General features: G+C 60.1%; 13 protein-coding genes, 4 tRNA genes and 1 pseudogene. 14 read left to right on the forward strand and 4 right to left on the reverse strand.

Annotated features, from left to right (window positions below; translation table 11 throughout):
* Positions 1 to 17: 17 nt before the first annotated feature.
* Complete coding sequence (locus tag AO240_RS07575; protein ID WP_099235899.1) at positions 18 to 968, reverse strand: DNA/RNA non-specific endonuclease; 951 nt, start codon at positions 966 to 968, stop codon at positions 18 to 20.
* A gap of 137 nt (positions 969 to 1105) precedes the next feature.
* On the opposite strand from AO240_RS07575, the gene AO240_RS07580 reads away from it, so the two are divergent.
* Entirely contained in the window at positions 1106 to 2167 is a 1062-nt protein-coding gene (locus AO240_RS07580; protein ID WP_099235901.1) for a M4 family metallopeptidase, read from the forward strand.
* A gap of 28 nt (positions 2168 to 2195) precedes the next feature.
* Positions 2196 to 2501 carry a protealysin inhibitor emfourin gene (locus tag AO240_RS07585; protein WP_058411869.1) on the forward strand — a complete coding sequence of 102 codons (306 nt, stop codon included), beginning with the start codon at positions 2196 to 2198 and terminating at the stop codon, positions 2499 to 2501.
* Between the two features lie 24 nt (positions 2502 to 2525).
* On the opposite strand, the gene AO240_RS07590 is transcribed toward AO240_RS07585, so the two are convergent.
* Complete coding sequence (locus tag AO240_RS07590; RefSeq protein WP_099235903.1) at positions 2526 to 3917, reverse strand: aldehyde dehydrogenase family protein; 1392 nt, start codon at positions 3915 to 3917, stop codon at positions 2526 to 2528.
* Between the two features lie 103 nt (positions 3918 to 4020).
* On the opposite strand from AO240_RS07590, the gene AO240_RS07595 reads away from it, so the two are divergent.
* The gene (locus AO240_RS07595; RefSeq protein ID WP_099235905.1) at positions 4021 to 4893 is read left to right on the forward strand and encodes a LysR family transcriptional regulator; all 873 of its coding nucleotides are present in this window, start codon (positions 4021 to 4023) and stop codon (positions 4891 to 4893) included.
* Between the two features lie 18 nt (positions 4894 to 4911).
* On the opposite strand, the gene AO240_RS07600 is transcribed toward AO240_RS07595, so the two are convergent.
* Both AO240_RS07600 and AO240_RS07605 read right to left on the reverse strand, forming a co-directional pair.
* Positions 4912 to 5121 (reverse strand): hypothetical protein, encoded by a 210-nt coding sequence (locus tag AO240_RS07600; RefSeq protein WP_058411866.1) that lies wholly within the window; start codon positions 5119 to 5121, stop codon positions 4912 to 4914.
* Positions 5122 to 5386: 265 nt separating this feature from the next.
* Positions 5387 to 6583, reverse strand: a complete 1197-nt coding sequence (locus AO240_RS07605; RefSeq protein ID WP_058411865.1) for an amino acid aminotransferase — start codon at positions 6581 to 6583, stop codon at positions 5387 to 5389.
* A 345-nt stretch (positions 6584 to 6928) separates the two neighbouring features.
* On the opposite strand from AO240_RS07605, the gene uvrB reads away from it, so the two are divergent.
* The 11 genes and pseudogenes from uvrB to AO240_RS07660 all read left to right on the forward strand — a co-directional run.
* The gene (gene uvrB / locus AO240_RS07610; RefSeq protein WP_058411864.1) at positions 6929 to 8944 is read left to right on the forward strand and encodes an excinuclease ABC subunit UvrB; all 2016 of its coding nucleotides are present in this window, start codon (positions 6929 to 6931) and stop codon (positions 8942 to 8944) included.
* Positions 8945 to 9091: 147 nt separating this feature from the next.
* The gene (gltX, locus tag AO240_RS07615) at positions 9092 to 10573 is read left to right on the forward strand and encodes a glutamate--tRNA ligase (protein ID WP_099235907.1); all 1482 of its coding nucleotides are present in this window, start codon (positions 9092 to 9094) and stop codon (positions 10571 to 10573) included.
* Positions 10574 to 10720: 147 nt separating this feature from the next.
* Positions 10721 to 10796: transfer RNA gene (locus AO240_RS07620), tRNA-Ala, on the forward strand.
* 77 nt (positions 10797 to 10873) lie between these two features.
* Positions 10874 to 10949 (forward strand) — tRNA-Glu (locus tag AO240_RS07625).
* Between the two features lie 50 nt (positions 10950 to 10999).
* A tRNA-Ala gene (locus AO240_RS07630) sits at positions 11000 to 11075 on the forward strand.
* Between the two features lie 78 nt (positions 11076 to 11153).
* Positions 11154 to 11229: transfer RNA gene (locus tag AO240_RS07635), tRNA-Glu, on the forward strand.
* Between the two features lie 179 nt (positions 11230 to 11408).
* Positions 11409 to 11948, forward strand: a complete 540-nt coding sequence (locus tag AO240_RS07640) for a TetR/AcrR family transcriptional regulator (RefSeq protein WP_099235909.1) — start codon at positions 11409 to 11411, stop codon at positions 11946 to 11948.
* Between the two features lie 14 nt (positions 11949 to 11962).
* Complete coding sequence (locus tag AO240_RS07645) at positions 11963 to 12796, forward strand: alpha/beta fold hydrolase (RefSeq protein ID WP_099235911.1); 834 nt, start codon at positions 11963 to 11965, stop codon at positions 12794 to 12796.
* Positions 12797 to 12834: 38 nt separating this feature from the next.
* Positions 12835 to 13269, forward strand: a complete 435-nt coding sequence (locus AO240_RS07650) for a thioesterase family protein (RefSeq protein ID WP_099235913.1) — start codon at positions 12835 to 12837, stop codon at positions 13267 to 13269.
* A 55-nt stretch (positions 13270 to 13324) separates the two neighbouring features.
* Positions 13325 to 14299, forward strand: coding sequence for a tRNA-dihydrouridine synthase (locus tag AO240_RS07655; protein ID WP_099235915.1), 975 nt, complete (start codon positions 13325 to 13327; stop codon positions 14297 to 14299).
* Positions 14300 to 14919: 620 nt separating this feature from the next.
* Positions 14920 to 16058, forward strand: a pseudogene (locus AO240_RS07660) (hypothetical protein); the annotation flags it as partial.

Here is a 16058-nt window from a genome sequence, read left to right on the forward strand (position 1 = left end):
CTTACCGGTGGGTGCGGTTAAACACGAATATCCGCAGGGCCGTGGATAAGCGCTTCGATGCGTGTGCCGGTGGCGCGCTCCTCGTTGCTGAACCCGTCGTAGTCGGCCAGGTTGGCAAAACGGATACCGGTCAGTTGCTCTATCTGAATCACACTGCGCTGGTAGGTTCTGAGCTGGCCAAATATCAGGTCAAGCTCACCCAGCTCGCGGCTTTGGTCAATCATGTAGGCGCTGGCGGATGGCTTGCCGTCGTCGCTGAGGTAGGCGACCACTTTCCAGAACGCCTTGGGGATTTTAACCCCACGGTAAACGCGGTCGTCGTCAGCCAACACTGGCCCGGTAAACACTGTTGCGCGTGTTTTCCAGCGCCGCGTGTTGTCAAGGATGTAGTCCTCAAGTTCCAGCCAGGTCTTCTGGTTGAAGGCGCTCATCTGCGGCGAGCAGTTGGTGAAATGGAAGGTGTCGGCGTTGGCGGTTTTCGCGTCCTCGCCCCAATTGGGGTCTTGTCGGCGCACCAGGTGGCCGCGGTCCAGGCCGTTGTTGGTGTAAAGCTCTTCGCCTGTCTGGGCGGTGATGGGCAAACGGCCATCGTATGCCCATACGTCATTGCTGCGAATAATATCGACCTGCTGGCCACCGTCGATATTGACGCCCACGTAAAGCGCCAGGCGCCGCGAACGCGACATCGTCACCGAGAAATGCGTGTAGTCCAGACGCTCGCCGCCGCCTTCCAACGGCTGCACATCCTCGGCGATTGAATCAGCCACCGTGGGCCACGGCACCGCAAAGCTGCCGAGAAAGTCTTGCGCATAACCGCGTCGGTTCTGCAGCGCTTTGGCCGGGGTAACATGCGGTTGGGGCGCGCGGGCCTCAAGGTTGGCGATTGCCGGGTTGGCCGCGATCAGCGGGCGCAGATCGGCGAGTCTGGGGCGGTGTAACAGGTCGACAGTGGCTTTACGGGCGGGCATCGGACGTTCCTCACGGGGCTCGAATCCACACAACTGCAACACAATTTGATGACATTAATGGGTACACATAACCCATCGGCCGACTACCCTGAAAGAACCACCCGAACAGTAGTCATTCGCAAAAATGGAGTCAGCCAATGTGTGTTCGCCATCCCCGCAACCCGGTTTTCTGCTTGATCCCGCCTTATATTCTTGAGCAAATCATGCGCAACGGTGACAAGGCTCAACGCGAAATTGCCTTGCGTACACGCGCCAAAGACAGCACGTTCCGATCGTTACGCATGGCCGCGGTGCCAGCCAAAGGCCAGGCGCGCATGCTGCTGGCCGCAGGGGCGAGCAAACGGCGCTCGATCTACAGCGCCGACGGCAGCGAAGCACTGCCGGGCACCCTGATGCGTGGCGAAGGCCAGCCAGCCAAGGGTGACGCCGCGGTCGACGAGGCCTACGATGGGTTAGGCGCCACGTTCGATTTTTTTGACGAGGTGTTCGACCGCAATTCCATCGACGATGCCGGTATGGCGCTGGACGCCACCGTGCACTTTGGCAAGAATTACAACAACGCCTTCTGGAATTCGACCCAGATGGTCTTTGGTGATGGGGACGGGCAGTTATTCAACCGGTTCACCATCGCGCTCGAAGTGATCGGCCATGAGTTGACCCATGGCGTCACCGAGGACGAGGCCAAGCTGATGTATTTTAATCAGTCGGGCGCGTTGAACGAGTCGGTGTCAGACGTGTTTGGCTCACTGATCAAGCAATATGCGTTGAAGGAAAAAGCCGAGGACGCCGATTGGTTAGTGGGCAAAGGGCTGTTTACGCCAAAAATCAACGGCGTCGCGCTGCGCTCGATGAAGGCTCCCGGCACCGCGTTTGACGACAAGTTGCTGGGCAAGGACCCGCAGCCGGGGCATATGGATGATTTTGTGCACACCTATGACGACAATGGCGGCGTGCATATTAATTCCGGTATCCCCAACCATGCGTTCTATCAAGTCGCCACCAGGATTGGCGGTTTCGCCTGGGAGCAAGCCGGGCGTATCTGGTATGACACGTTGCGTGATTCGCGGCTGCGGCCGAACTCGGGTTTTTTGCGTTTTGCGCGCATCACCCACGATATTGCCGGGCAACTTTACGGCGTGAACAAGGCGGAGCAGAAGGCGGTCAAGGAAGGCTGGGCGGCGGTTGGCATTAATGTCTGACACACCACGTGGGCAGTGAGGTATAGCCATGCAAATTTCGATCAAGGAAAACGGCGGCCCGGCGTTTTTTCCGGGTTTGGCTAAACCTCGCACGGTGCGCCTGGACGCGCTGCCCGAGCCGGACCAGCAGGAATTGCGGCAACTGATTGAAGCCTCAAACTTCTTTCAGTTGCCGCAAAGCACAGCCCCGGACCGCTGCAAGCCAGGCCAGGTGCATTACACCCTGACCGTCACCGAAGGCGAGCGGGAACACACGGTGTGCATGGAGGCGCCGGTAAAATCGCAGGCACTGGACGGGCTGGTGCAGTGCGTGCGGCGGCACATTCGCAGCTGACGCCGTGTCGCCACGGCGCTTGGCTCAGGTGCGGTCCAGCCACACGGTTTGCGCGTTGCAGAATTCGCGCACACCAAAGTGCGACAGTTCACGCCCGAACCCGCTCTTTTTCACGCCGCCAAAGGCCACACGCGGGTCGGACACGCTGAAGGCGTTGACGAACACGCCGCCGGTTTCCAGCTGGTTGGCGATGTCGCGTGCCTTTGCCGAATCAGTGGTGAAGATGCTGGCGGTAAGGCCGAACTCGCTGTCGTTGGCCAGTGCCACCGCGTGGTCGGCGTCGCGGGCGGTGATGATCGAGGCCACCGGGCCAAACAGTTCCTGTTTGAACGAGGTCATTTGGTCGGTGACATCCGCCAGCACGGTCGGCGCATAGTAATTGCCGGCGCCGGGTACTTTGTCGCCGCCCAGCAGCAGGCTCGCGCCTTCCTCCAGCGTGGCCTGCACTTGGCCGTGCAACTCGTCGCGCAGGTCAAAGCGGGCCATGGGGCCGACGTAAGTGTGGGTGGAGGTCGGGTCGCCCATCACCAGCGCGCGGCTGGCTTCAAGGAATTTAGCGGTGAACGCTTCGACCACGCCGGCTTCGATGATCAGGCGTTTGGCGGCGGCGCAGACTTGGCCGCTGTTCTGGAAGCGGCCGATCACCGCGGCTTGCACGGCGGCGTCGAGGTCGGCGTCATTGAGCACGATAAACGGGTCGGAGCCGCCCAGTTCGAGCACGCATTTTTTCAACGCGGCACCCGCCTGCGAGCCGATGGCCATGCCGGCGCGCACGCTGCCGGTGAGTGTGACGGCGGCAATGCGTGGGTCGGCGATGGCGTTGGCCACACCGTCCTGGTTCACGTTGAGCACTTCGAACAGGCCTTCAGCGAAGCCGGCTTTTTGGAACGCCGCTTTCATCAGGTAGGCGCTGCCCATCACGTTCGGCGCATGTTTGAGCACATAAGTATTGCCGGCGAGCAGGGTCGGCACGGCGCCGCGCAGCACTTGCCATACCGGAAAATTCCACGGCATTACGGCGAGTATCGGGCCTAGCGGGCGGTATTCGATGTGCGCGGTGCCGTTGTCCACCAGGGTCGGTTCCGGCGCAAGCATGGCCGGGCCGTGGGCGGCGTACCATTCGCTGAGGTGTGCGCATTTTTCGATTTCGGCACGCGCCTGAGCGATGGGCTTGCCCATTTCCAGGGTGATCATCTGCGCCATTTCTTCGGCTTGCTCACGCAGCGCACCGGCCAGGGCCAAGAGCAATTCGGCGCGCTGGCTGACCGGCTGGCGGCGCCAAGTGCGGAATGCGCCGGTGGCGCGGGTGAGGGTGGCGTCCAGTTGCGCTTCGGTTTCGTAGGGGTAGCTGCCGACGGTTTCGCCGTTGGCGGGGTTGATCGATAAGGCGTGGGTCTGCTGAGAAATAGCGTTCATGGCACCGTCCTGCTGAATGAGTGGAATGGATTCAGCCTACGGGGATGTATGTTTTCTGGAAACTGAATAATATTAAGCAATACGTTCACGATTGGAGAATGACTTGGATCTGGTGCAGCTGGAAATCTTCAAGGCCGTTGCCGAGCAAGGCAGCATCAGCGCCGCCGCGCAGTTGATTCATCGCGTGCCGTCGAACCTGACCACGCGCATCAAGCAACTGGAGGAGGACTTGGGCGTGCAATTGTTTATCCGCGAGAAAAGCCGCCTGCGGCTGTCGCCGGCCGGGTGGAATTTCCTCGGCTATACGCGGCGTATTCTCGACCTGGTGCAAGAAGCCCGCGCGACGGTGGCGGGCGAGGAGCCTCAGGGCGCATTTGCGTTGGGGGCGCTGGAGAGCACGGCGGCGGTGCGAATTCCCGCGTTGCTTGCGGCTTACAACCAAAAACACACCAAGGTCGAGCTGGACCTGAGCACCGGGCCGTCGGGCACGATGATCGAAGGCGTGTTATCGGGGCGGCTGGCGGCGGCGTTTGTCGATGGCCCGGTGTTGCATGCGACGCTGGAAGGGGTGGCGGTGTTTGAAGAGGAAATGGTGGTGATCGCACCGCTGCATCACTCGCCCATCACCCGTGGCCAGGATGTGGCGGGGGAGAGCATTTACACCTTTCGTTCCAATTGCTCGTACCGGCATCACTTCGAGCGCTGGTTTTCACACGACGGCGCGGTGCCGGGCAAAATCTGCGAGATGGAGTCTTACCACGGCATGCTCGCCTGCGTCAGCGCAGGCGCTGGCCTGGCGCTGATGCCGCGCAGCATGCTGGAAAGCATGCCAGGGTTTACCGCGGTGAGTGTGTGGCCGTTGGCCGACAATTTTCGCACGTTGCACACGTGGCTGATCTGGCGCCGGGGCACGGTGTCGCAGAGTTTGAACAGCTTTGTGAAGTTGCTTGAGGAACGGGCTGTGGAAACGCCATAAAACTTGGTGGGCGTGTGTTCAGCCGCCGAACTGGAAAGTGCCCATTGCCAGCTTGGCCATTATCGCGGTCGCGCCCAGTTGCACCAGCCACAAGGCCAATCCGCCGAGGAACACCCCGAGCGCCACTTGCAGCACCAGGCTTTTCTGGCGCTTGGGTTGCGGCGCGCGCGGGGTGAAGTCGTGCAGTTCATCGCGGTCGGCACGCAGGTCCAGGTCGTCGTCTCTCATAGGGCTCTCACAGCAAAGGGGCAGTCGGGGGTTCAGTCTAACGGGTTGTTGTGGCGAGCGGGCTTGCTCGCGTTGGGGCGCGTAGCGTCCCCTTGTTCAGGCACTGCATTCCTTCAGTTAGTTCAAGGTCGCCGGGTTTTGGGGCCGCTGCGCAGCCCAACGCGAGCAAGCCCGCTCGCCACAACAGGCCCGCTCGCCACAACACATACAGCCACAACAAAAAAAGGGGAAGCCATTGGCTTCCCCTTCGTACAGCCTTGCAGGCTTACAGCACTTGAACAATCGCCTGGGTCACAGCACCAATGTTCGACTGGTTCAGCGCCGCGACACAAATACGCCCGGTGTCCAGCGCGTAGATACCAAACTCGCTGCGCAAGCGCGTCACTTGCTCAACGCTCAGGCCGGAGTAGGAGAACATCCCGCGCTGGCGGCCGACGAAGCTGAAGTCGTGGCCCGGTGCGGCCTTGGCCAGTTCGGCGACCATCTGCTCACGCATGCCACGGATGCGCAGGCGCATTTCGGCCAGTTCGGCTTCCCACTGGGCGCGCAGCTCGGGGTTGTTCAACACCGCCGCCACGATCGCCGCACCATGGGTGGGCGGGTTGGAGTAGTTGGTGCGGATCACACGCTTGACCTGCGACAGGATGCGCGCGCTTTCTTCTTTGGATTCGCTGACGATCGACAGCGCGCCCACGCGTTCGCCGTACAGCGAGAACGACTTGGAAAACGAGCTGGACACAAAGAAGGTCAGGCCCGATTCAGCGAACAGGCGCACGGCAGCGGCGTCTTCGTGGATGCCGTCGCCAAAGCCTTGATAGGCCATGTCGAGGAACGGCACCAGGTTTTTCGCCTTGACTACATTCAGCACGTCTTGCCAGTCGGCCGGGCTCAGGTCTACGCCGGTCGGGTTATGGCAGCAGGCGTGCAGCACCACGATGGACTGTGGCGGCAGGGCGTTGAGGTCTTCGAGCAGGCCGGCACGGTTGACGTCGTGGGTGGCAGCGTCGTAGTAGCGATAGTTCTGCACCGGGAAACCGGCGGTTTCGAACAGCGCGCGGTGGTTTTCCCAGCTCGGGTCGCTGATGGCAACCACGGCGTTCGGCAGCAGTTGCTTGAGGAAGTCGGCGCCGATTTTCAGCGCGCCGGTGCCGCCCACGGCTTGGGCGGTGATCACGCGGCCAGCGCTCAGCAGCGGCGAGTCAGCACCGAACAGCAGCGTTTGCACGGCTTGGTCGTAAGCCACGATGCCGTCGATCGGCAGGTAGCCACGGGCGGCGTGTTGCGCCACGCGAACGGCTTCCGCTTCGGCAACGGCACGCAAGAGTGGAATCTTCCCCTCTTCGTTGCAGTAAACGCCCACGCCAAGGTTGACCTTGGTGGTTCGTGTGTCGGCGTTGAATGCTTCGTTGAGGCCCAGGATTGGATCGCGTGGTGCCATTTCGACAGCGGAGAACAGGCTCATTTTTGCGGCAGCTCTATGGGGGAATGGAGGGACGTGTCGCGCTCCAGCCGAATGCACTAGAGCGGTGCACAAACGGGGAGCTAGTATAGAGGCCCGCACCGCGCAGGGCGACCACCGAAACGGCTTTTAGGCCAAGTTTTTCGGTTTATTTGCCGACGGTTAGTCCCACTGCCACCTTGATCGTAGACGGCAAGTAGGACGATTGCCTTGAAACCCGTCACATTCGCCTCCACTTCTACAGCTATCATGGTTTTTTCCTGCAACCTGCGATGACTATTCGCGGGTCGCTGAGCTTTTTTCGTCCTCGGCGGTGTCCAGCCTGGGGTGACTTGAAAGAGGTACGTTATGTCGGATTTCCAGCTCGTCACCCGTTTTGAACCCGCCGGCGATCAACCCGAAGCCATTCGCCAAATGGTCGAAGGCATCGAAGCCGGCCTGGCGCATCAGACGCTGCTCGGGGTGACCGGGTCGGGCAAGACCTTCAGCATCGCCAACGTTATTGCGCAGATCAATCGGCCCACGCTGGTGCTGGCGCCGAACAAAACCCTGGCCGCGCAGCTTTATGGCGAGTTCAAGGCGTTCTTCCCGAACAACGCGGTGGAGTATTTCGTTTCCTATTACGACTACTACCAGCCCGAAGCGTATGTGCCGTCCTCCGATACCTTTATCGAGAAGGATGCGTCGATCAACGACCACATCGAGCAGATGCGGTTGTCGGCGACCAAGGCGTTGCTGGAGCGCAAAGACGCGATCATCGTGACCACGGTGTCGTGCATCTATGGCCTGGGCAGCCCGGAAACCTATTTGAAGATGGTGCTGCACGTCGACCGCGGTGACAAACTCGACCAACGCGAACTGCTGCGCCGCCTGACCAGTTTGCAGTACACGCGCAACGACATGGACTTTGCCCGTGCGACCTTCCGTGTGCGCGGCGATGTGATCGACATCTACCCGGCAGAATCCGACCTGGAAGCGATCCGCATCGAGCTGTTTGACGATGAAGTCGAGAGCCTGTCGGCCTTCGACCCGTTGACCGGCGAAGTCATCCGCAAGCTGCCACGCTTCACCTTCTATCCGAAAAGCCATTACGTGACCCCGCGTGAAACCCTGATGGGCGCCATCGAGGGCATCAAGGTCGAGTTGGCCGAACGCCTGGAGTACCTGCGTTCCAATAACAAACTGGTAGAAGCCCAGCGCCTTGAGCAGCGCACGCGCTTCGACCTGGAGATGATCCTTGAACTGGGCTACTGCAACGGCATCGAAAACTATTCGCGCTACCTCTCGGGTCGCGAGTCCGGGGCGCCTCCGCCGACGCTTTACGATTACCTGCCGCCAGACGCCTTGCTGGTGATCGACGAGTCGCACGTCAGCGTGCCGCAAGTCGGCGCGATGTATAAGGGCGACCGTTCGCGTAAAGAGACGCTGGTGGAGTACGGCTTTCGCCTGCCGTCGGCGCTGGATAACCGGCCGATGCGCTTTGACGAGTGGGAAGCCATCAGCCCGCAGACGATTTTTGTGTCTGCCACGCCCGGCAACTATGAAGCCGAGCATGCCGGCCGTGTGATTGAGCAAGTGGTGCGGCCGACTGGCCTGGTAGACCCGCAAATCGAGATCCGCCCGGCGTTGACGCAGGTTGACGACTTGTTGTCGGAAATCCATAAGCGTGTAGCGCTCGAAGAGCGCGTGCTGGTCACCACGCTGACCAAGCGCATGTCCGAAGACTTGACCGACTACCTGGCCGACCACGGCGTGCGCGTGCGTTATTTGCACTCGGACATCGACACCGTGGAGCGCGTCGAGATTATCCGCGACCTGCGCTTGGGTACCTTTGACGTGTTGGTGGGGATCAACCTGCTGCGTGAAGGTTTGGACATGCCAGAAGTGTCGCTGGTGGCGATTCTGGATGCCGACAAGGAAGGCTTCCTGCGCTCCGAGCGTTCGCTGATCCAGACCATCGGCCGTGCGGCGCGTAACCTCAATGGTCGGGCGATTCTCTACGCCGACCGCATCACCGGCTCCATGGAGCGCGCGATTGGCGAGACCGATCGGCGGCGCGACAAGCAGATCGCGTTTAACCTGGCCAATGGCATTACCCCAAAGGGTGTGTTCAAGGACGTCGCCGACATCATGGAAGGCGCCACCGTGCCTGGCTCGCGCAGCAAGAAGCGCAAAGGCATGGCCAAGGCCGCCGAAGAGAGCGCCAAGTACGAAAACGAGCTGCGTTCGCCGAGTGAGATCACCAAGCGTATCCGCCAGTTGGAAGAGAAGATGTACCAGTTGGCGCGCGATCTTGAGTTTGAGGCGGCGGCGCAGACGCGTGATGAGATCGGCAAGTTGCGTGAGCGCTTGTTGGCCGTTTGATCTGCGGTGACCGGGCTTGCCGTATCGCGAGCAAGCCCGCTCCCACACTGTGACCCTGTTCACCCGCGCTGGAGCCTGACCACCTGGGGCTGTTACCATTCGCCCCTTGTTTGAATTTTCAGCTTTATCGCCCATTCGAGACCTGCCATGACCACCGTCCGCACGCGCATTGCGCCATCGCCCACTGGGGATCCCCACGTCGGTACTGCTTACATCGCCTTGTTCAACTACTGCTTTGCCAAGCAGCACGGCGGTGAATTCATCCTGCGGATCGAAGACACCGACCAGGTGCGTTCCACCCGTGAGTCGGAACAGCAGATCTTCGACGCCTTGCGCTGGTTGGGCATTACCTGGGCGGAAGGCCCGGACGTGGGCGGCCCGCACGGCCCGTATCGTCAAAGCGAACGCAGCGACATCTATAAGCAGTACACCCAGCAACTGGTCGACATGGGCCATGCGTTCCCGTGTTTTTGCACCAGCGAAGAGTTGGACCAGATGCGCGCCGAGCAACAGGCGCGTGGCGAAACCCCGCGTTACGATGGCCGCGCATTGCTGTTGTCGCCTGAAGAAGTGGCGCAGCGCCTGGCCGCCGGCGAACCGCATGTGATCCGCATGAAGGTGCCGAGCGAGGGCGTGTGCGTGGTGCCGGACATGCTGCGCGGTGACGTCGAGATCCCGTGGGACCGCATGGACATGCAAGTGCTGATGAAGACCGACGGTCTGCCGACGTACTTCCTGGCCAACGTGGTCGACGACCACCTGATGGGCATCACCCATGTACTGCGCGGCGAAGAATGGCTGCCATCGGCGCCGAAACTGATCCTGCTCTACGAATACTTCGGCTGGGAACAGCCGCAGCTTTGCTACATGCCGCTGCTGCGTAACCCGGACAAGAGCAAGCTGTCCAAGCGCAAGAACCCGACCTCGGTGACCTTTTACGAGCGCATGGGCTTCATGCCCGAAGCGATGCTCAACTACCTGGGCCGCATGGGTTGGTCGATGCCGGACGAGCGCGAGAAGTTCTCGCTGCAGGAAATGGTCGACAACTTCGACTTGTCGCGCGTCTCCCTCGGCGGGCCGATCTTCGACATCGAGAAGCTGTCGTGGCTCAACGGCCAATGGCTGCGTGACCTGCCGGTGGAAGAATTCGCCAGCCGCGTGCAGCAGTGGGCGTTGAACCCCGAATACATGATGAAGATTGCACCGCTGGTGCAGGGCAGGGTGGAGACGTTCAGCCAGGTTGCACCGTTGGCCAGCTTCTTCTTTGCCGGCGGCGTGAGCCCGGATGCCAAGCTGTTTGAATCGAAGAAACTCTCGGGCGATCAGGTTCGCCAGTTGATGCAGTTGATCTTGTGGAAGCTCGAAAGCCTGCGCCAGTGGGAGAAGGATGCGATCACGGCGACGATTCAGGCGGTGGTGGAGTCGCTTGAGCTGAAATTGCGCGATGCCATGCCGTTGATGTTTGCCGCGATCACCGGGCAGGCCAGTTCGGTGTCGGTACTTGATGCGATGGAAATTCTCGGCCCCGACCTGACGCGTTTCCGTCTGCGCCAAGCCCTTGATTTGCTTGGTGGTGTGTCGAAGAAAGAAAACAAGGAATGGGAAAAGCTGCTGGGCGCTATCGCTTAAGCAACGTGCTGTAACGATCAAACCCCGGTTTTCCGGGGTTTGATCGGTAAGTGATTGTTATCCCGGCAAAAAACTTTGAAAAATGTTGAAAATAAATTTGACAGTCTTCCAAAGCGCCATTAAGATTCGCCCCGTCCTCACCGATGAGGGGCTATAGCTCAGCTGGGAGAGCGCTTGCATGGCATGCAAGAGGTCAACGGTTCGATCCCGTTTAGCTCCACCAATTTGCACGTTCAAGGCCTGGCCACACCGGTTTTGAATTGATCAGATTTAATCTGTTCACGTTGTACAGAAGGTTTTGTCCCCTTCGTCTAGTGGCCTAGGACACCGCCCTTTCACGGCGGTAACAGGGGTTCGAGTCCCCTAGGGGACGCCATTTTCAACAAGCAGCTCGATAAGGCTGCTGCGCCGCGAGGCGAAAAATCCGGGGCTATAGCTCAGCTGGGAGAGCGCTTGCATGGCATGCAAGAGGTCAACGGTTCGATCCCGTTTAGCTCCACCAATTTACACGTTCAAGGGTTGGCCACACCGTCCTTGAATTGATCAGGCTCAGCCTGGTCAGGTTGTATAGAAGGTTTGTGTCCCCTTCGTCTAGTGGCCTAGGACACCGCCCTTTCACGGCGGTAACAGGGGTTCGAGTCCCCTAGGGGACGCCACGATTACCCGCTCTGCGGGATTTTTAAGGGTCATTCAATTATTGAATGGCCCTTTTGTTTGTCTGGCGTTTGGCCAACCTCCTTCTCATTCCCCACGCCTTTGATCAGCGGTCATGCTTGTCGCTTGCAGAATATTATTATGGTAATAATATTCGACTCATGAGAGTCGGAGGCACGCGATGAACGATAAAAAAGCACACACCCGTGAACGCATTCTGCAAGCCGCCAGCGCTGCGCTGGTTCAGCGCGGCCCGGCCGAACCCAGTGTGGGCGAAGTCATGGGCGCGGCAGGGCTGACGGTCGGTGGTTTTTACGCGCACTTTGAAAGCAAAGACGCATTGATGCTCGAGGCCTTCACCGAGTTACTCGCGCGGCGTCGTGCGTTGATTGCCGACATGGACGCGCAACTCACCGGTGAGGAACGCCGCGGGCTGGTGGCGGCGTTTTACCTGTCACGCAAGCACCGCGACGCAACCGACCAGGCGTGCCCGATACCTGCCACGGTGGGTGAGATGAGCCGCCTGCCGGACGAATTTCGCCAAGTACTCAACGAGCATACCGAGCTGATGGTCGCACAGTTGTCTGCCAGCCCTGAGGACGCCGATAAAGCCCTGGCTGATATGGCCTTGATGGTTGGCGGGTTGGCGTTGGCGCGCGCCCTAGGGCCTGGCGAGTTGTCGGACCGCGTATTACGCGCAGCCAAATCGGCGGTGCGCTGAGCAGGAGTCGCATGATGGGTGCATTAACCTGGGTTCGTGGCTTCAACGGCACGGTCGGGCGCTTGGCGCCGCGCCTGGTGGCCAACCAATCGCGGCGCATCTTCATGACGCCGCGCAACCACCCCCCGCGTGATTGGGAATTGCCGCTGCTGGCGCAATCGGAACGCATCACCTTGCGTTTTGGTTTGTCGGCGCTGCGTTGGGGCCAAGGGCCTGCGGTGCTGCTGATGCACGGTTGGGAAGGGCGCCCAACACAGTTCGCCAGCTTGATCACCGCGTTGGTGGCTGATGGTTACTCAGTGATTGCCCTGGATGGCCCGGCCCACGGTCGTTCGCCTGGGCGCGAAGCGCATGTGTTGCTGTTTGCCCGCGCCATGCTTGAAGCCTCGGCCGAGCTGCCGCCGCTGCACGCGGTGGTGGGGCATTCGATGGGCGGTGCCAGCGCGATGCTCGCGGTGCAATTGGGGCTGCGCACGCGAGCATTGGTGAGTATCGCCGCGCCCTCGCGCTTTCTTGATGCACTGCGCGGCTTTACTCGCATGATGGGCTTGCCGCCGCGTGCGCGCTCGGCGTTTATTCAGCAGATCGAGGCGGCCTTCGGCATGCCGCTCAAGCACCTGGACGTGGCGAACTACCAGATGACGATTCCCGGCCTGATCGTGCACGCCGAAGACGACACGTTTGTTCCGGTCAGCGCCTCTCAAACCATCCACGAGGCTTGGTTCGACAGCCGCCTGCTGCGCCTGGAGCAGGGCGGCCATCAGAAAGTGCTGGCCGACCCGCGGGTGATCGAGGCCGTCATAAGCTTGCTCGCAGGCGCTGGTTTACAGGCGCGGCAACCCGCCTGATACACTGCCCCGCCGACATTAATCGACTGGAGCAAGGCATGGGCTGGGATTTGGCAACGCCGTTTATCATCGACTTGCAGGTCGCCGCTGACGACATCGACGGCCTGGGGCACGCCAATAATGCGGTGTATGTGGCCTGGCTGGAGCGTTGCGCCTGGCGCCATTCCCAGTGCCTGGGGCTGGACCTCAGCGAATACCGCAGGCTTGATCGCGCCATGGCGGTGGTGCGCCATGAGATCGACTACCTGGCCGCCGGCTACGAGGGCGACGAGTTGCAGCTCGCCACGTGGATTGTCGACTGGGACCAGCGCCTTAAAATGACCCGTCGTTTCCAGTTGGTACGCCCCAGCGACGGCGCGACCCTGCTGCGCGCGCAAACCACGTTTGTGTGCATCGAGCTGTCGACCGGCAAGCCCAAGCGCATGCCCGTTGAGTTTATCGACGGCTACGCCCCCGCGCTGACGGGGGGTTAACGTTTACGCCGGGAAACCCAGTAAACTGCGCCACGATTTTTGTTGAGTGTTTTCCATGCAAATTGCTTTGGCGCCCATGGAGGGGTTGGTCGACAACATCCTGCGCGACGTGTTGACCCGCGTCGGCGGTATTGACTGGTGCGTGACCGAGTTCATCCGCGTCAACGAACGCCTGCTCACGCCCGCGTATTTTCACAAGCTTGCCCCGGAGCTGCTGCACGGTGCCCACACGGCGGCGGGCGTGCCGCTGCGCGTGCAGTTGCTGGGCTCTGACCCGGTGTGCCTGGCGGAAAACGCCGCGCTGGCCTGCGAACTGGGTTCGCAAGTGATCGACCTCAACTTCGGCTGCCCGGCCAAGACCGTCAACAAATCGCGTGGCGGTGCGGTACTGCTCAAGGAGCCTGAGCTGCTCAACCGGATCGTCGAACATGTGCGGCGTGCCGTTCCGGCCCATATACCGGTGACCGCCAAGATGCGCCTGGGTTTCGACAGCCCGGATGGCGCGCTGGTGTGCGCCACGGCCCTGGCCGAGGGCGGTGCTGCACATATCGTGGTGCATGCGCGCACCAAGACTGATGGTTACAAGCCGCCAGCTCATTGGGAGTGGATTCCGCGCGTGCAGGACGTGGTCAAGGTGCCGGTGTTTGCCAACGGTGATATTTGGAGTGTTGAAGACTGGCGGCGTTGCCGCGAAATCAGTGGTGTCGAAGACATCATGCTCGGTCGCGGCCTGGTCGCGCGCCCTGACCTGGCGCGGCAGATTGCGGCAGCACGGGCGGGCGAGGCGGTGGTGGAAATGACGTGGGCGCAGTTGCAGCCGATGCTCCAGGAATTCTGGACCCAGTCGGTGGCGCAGCTCACTGAGCGTCAGGCACCGGGCCGTTTGAAGCAATGGCTGGCGATGTTGACCCGCAACTACCCCGAAGCGGTGGGGCTGTTTACCGCGATGCGCCGGGAAACCGACCTGCAGAACGTGAGCCGTCTGTTGGGCATGGCGCACCCAGGGCAAGCCATGGTTGCGCCACACTGATTCATCCGTTGTAACGCTTGGACGGCGTTCGAGCACTGTGTCAGTGGGCCAGCTGTTTCAACAAAATGCTCGCTATCGAAAGATAGCGAGCATTTTGCGTTTTTGACGCAGGCATAGAGCAACGCCGATGCTTGAATTAGAGCGCTCCTCGTGGGGCGATAAGGCCTGACGGGTGGCAGTAGGTAACATGCGGAAAGACGTGTTTGGTTCCCTGCATTAATGGGTCGATATGTAAGGTTGGTTGTTGTGTAAGCGTAGTTAGCTTTAAAGAGACAGTGTCAGATTGAAAGTGTCTCCAGTCGCGGGAATATCACACTCGGCCGTGGCTTCGTTTGCTGAAGTATGACGGTGGGTTGCTGGGTCAGCAGTGTATGAATAGTTGTGTCCGGTGCAAACGTTGCGTGGCCGCTCTATTAATGGGTTTCTCTAAGAATCCAAGGGATAAAGTCTGAAGAATTTTATTGATGTCCTTATATGAGCAGGGATAGCTGGAACTCGACAGCGCTAAGTTCCACGAATGTAGGGACTGTGAAGCCACTCGATGGGTTTCCAGCGAATCACTATTATCCCTTGTCTGGCCAAGTTAATAAGGCAGGCAGTGCTTACTGAGAAAATCACTAATGACGCTATCGATTAATACTCCGTCCTATGTAAAGTTTGATACCACACCGATGGCCGCCCCGGCTGCACTTCCAGTGAACGCCTCAGGTTCAGCTGTTCCAGCGGCGAACTCAAAGGCTGCGCCGATTGCGCCGCGGCAAGACGCCCTGCAAGTATCGCAGGGTAATGTAACGATTAGTGCCAGTTCGCTCTCCAAGTTGTTTGACATGCTGGAGCAAATGTTTAAAACAATGCGAGAGATGTTTACGGGAAAAGATATTACACCTGACGGTATGCCCGGTGCCGATAAAATGCCGAAGGCGAAGCTCGACAGTGCGGACCAGCCGAAAGTTAAAGCCGATGTGGGTCTTTTGCCGAAGGTAAAGGTCGACGGTGCAGACCAGCCGAAAGTTAAAGCCGATGTGGGTCTTTTGCCGAAGGTAAAGGTCGACGGTGCAGACCAGCCGAAAGTTAAAGCCGATGTGGGTCTTTTGCCGAAGGTAAAGGTCGACGGTGCAGACCAGCCGAAAGTTAAAGCCGATGTGGGTCTTTTGCCGAAGGTAAAGGTCGACGGTGCGGACCAGCCGAAAGTTAAAGCCGATGTGGGTCTCTTGCCGAAGGTGAAGGTCGACGGTGCAGACCAGCCGAAGATTAAAGTCGATATCGATTTGTCACCGAAGGTAAAGGTCGACGGTGCGGACCAGCCGAAGGTCACGCCAGATGCAGGTCCGTTGCCGAAAGTGATGCCCGATAAAGCAGGCCCGCCGAAGGTCACGCCGGATGCAGGTCCGTTACCGAAAGTGATGCCCGATAAAGCAGGCCCGCCGAAGGTCACCCCGGATGCAGGTCCGTTGCCGAAAGTGATGCCTGATAAAGCTGACCCGCTGAAGGTCAAGCCGGATGCAGGTCCATTGCCGAAAGTGATGCCTGATAAAGCTGACCCGCTGAAGGTCACCCCGGATGCAGGTCCGTTACCGAAAGTGATGCCCGATAAAGCAGGCCCGCCGAAGGTCACGCCGGATGCAGGTCCGTTACCGAAAGTGATGCCCGATAAAGCTGACCCGCTGAAGGTCAAGCCGGATGCAGGTCCGTTACCGAAAGTGATGCCCGATAAAGCAGGCCCGCCGAAGGTCACGCCGGATGCAGGTCCGTTGCCGAA

It is taken from the genome of Pseudomonas sp. ICMP 460 (assembly GCF_002723595.1).
In the GTDB taxonomy this organism is placed as follows: Bacteria; Pseudomonadota; Gammaproteobacteria; order Pseudomonadales; family Pseudomonadaceae; genus Aquipseudomonas; species Aquipseudomonas kitaguniensis.

Bases quoted from the DNA above. Each gene is read 5' to 3' on its own strand.
- AO240_RS07575 (WP_099235899.1), bottom strand. From the start codon at position 968: ATGCCCGCCCGTAAAGCCACTGTCGACCTGTTACACCGCCCCAGACTC.
- AO240_RS07580 (WP_099235901.1), top strand. From the start codon at position 1,106: ATGTGTGTTCGCCATCCCCGCAACCCGGTTTTCTGCTTGATCCCGCCT.
- AO240_RS07585 (WP_058411869.1), top strand. From the start codon at position 2,196: ATGCAAATTTCGATCAAGGAAAACGGCGGCCCGGCGTTTTTTCCGGGT.
- AO240_RS07590 (WP_099235903.1), bottom strand. From the start codon at position 3,917: ATGAACGCTATTTCTCAGCAGACCCACGCCTTATCGATCAACCCCGCC.
- AO240_RS07600 (WP_058411866.1), bottom strand. From the start codon at position 5,121: ATGAGAGACGACGACCTGGACCTGCGTGCCGACCGCGATGAACTGCAC.
- AO240_RS07605 (WP_058411865.1), bottom strand. From the start codon at position 6,583: ATGAGCCTGTTCTCCGCTGTCGAAATGGCACCACGCGATCCAATCCTG.
- uvrB (WP_058411864.1), top strand. From the start codon at position 6,929: ATGTCGGATTTCCAGCTCGTCACCCGTTTTGAACCCGCCGGCGATCAA.
- gltX (WP_099235907.1), top strand. From the start codon at position 9,092: ATGACCACCGTCCGCACGCGCATTGCGCCATCGCCCACTGGGGATCCC.
- AO240_RS07640 (WP_099235909.1), top strand. From the start codon at position 11,409: ATGAACGATAAAAAAGCACACACCCGTGAACGCATTCTGCAAGCCGCC.
- AO240_RS07645 (WP_099235911.1), top strand. From the start codon at position 11,963: ATGGGTGCATTAACCTGGGTTCGTGGCTTCAACGGCACGGTCGGGCGC.
- AO240_RS07650 (WP_099235913.1), top strand. From the start codon at position 12,835: ATGGGCTGGGATTTGGCAACGCCGTTTATCATCGACTTGCAGGTCGCC.
- AO240_RS07655 (WP_099235915.1), top strand. From the start codon at position 13,325: ATGCAAATTGCTTTGGCGCCCATGGAGGGGTTGGTCGACAACATCCTG.